Source organism: Salmonella sp. SAL4457, assembly GCF_046548235.1.
In the GTDB taxonomy this organism is placed as follows: domain Bacteria; phylum Pseudomonadota; class Gammaproteobacteria; order Enterobacterales; family Enterobacteriaceae; genus Salmonella; species Salmonella enterica.
The window spans coordinates 1-238 of sequence record NZ_JBGDZO010001272.1 but is presented as its reverse complement, the minus strand read 5'-3'; the positions used below and the strand labels follow the sequence as shown (position 1 = coordinate 238).

The 238-nt window shown below is 40.8% G+C and carries 1 protein-coding gene; it reads right to left on the bottom strand.

Annotated elements, in window-relative coordinates; translation table 11 throughout:
* Positions 1-238, bottom strand: a 238-nt coding sequence (locus ACLJNW_RS28285) for a colicin E5-related ribonuclease (RefSeq protein WP_410961959.1), incomplete at both ends; no start/stop codon positions are given.

Below are 238 nucleotides of genomic sequence, written 5' to 3'. Positions count from 1 at the left end.
GTCCTATCGTTCACAACTATATATCCATTAGGAGGACTTCCATATACTGTTGCAGAGTCATTCCGCCCCAGCCCATCTATCGTCTTATTAGGCCGACGCTTATCTGAAGAACTACCTGTTGCACCTTTTCCGATAACATCTCTAACTTCAACCTCAGTCCACCCTCTAATTGGAATTTGCTCTCTGATCTTATCATCAATAACAACATCATGAGGGTTATGATTGAACATTATATAGA